General features: G+C 70.9%; 1 pseudogene. It reads right to left on the bottom strand.

The features are described from left to right. Window positions 1–210: 210 nt before the first annotated feature. Window positions 211–416: pseudogene (locus tag RNB18_RS52820) on the bottom strand (MarR family transcriptional regulator); the annotation flags it as partial.

Raw genomic sequence — 416 nt, forward strand, 5'->3', positions numbered from 1 at the left:
CTGCGACGGGTGTGCCTCTTCTCGCGGGCCGGAGGCTCACTCTCTCCGCAGATTAGTCACTGCGCAGCGGAGACCGGGAGCGTTCGCAGGCTTTCCGTCGCTTCTCACGGTCCCGGCGCCCCGGGTCTCCGCCAGGGCTGTGCGAGAGGCGTCGTCAGGTCCCAGGGCAAAGCACTTGGGCGATCCCCGGCGATCCCATGCTGCTGGTCCTCAGACAGGTTTGAGGAGGTCGCGGAGGTTGGCCATGCGCGCCTTGATGTCGGCGACTTCGGGGACTTCGGCGGGTTGGGCCGGGGCTTCGGCGGTGTGGGTGGTGCGGCAGGGGCGGCAGAGGCCGTCGGGGAGGTGTTCGGGGCGGCCGGGGCGGCCGCAGTCGGTGCATTCCATAAGGATGCGGCGGGTGGTCGGGGCCGGGG

The organism is Streptomyces doebereineriae, from assembly GCF_031845645.1.
GTDB classification, from domain to species: domain Bacteria; phylum Actinomycetota; class Actinomycetes; order Streptomycetales; family Streptomycetaceae; genus Streptomyces; species Streptomyces canus.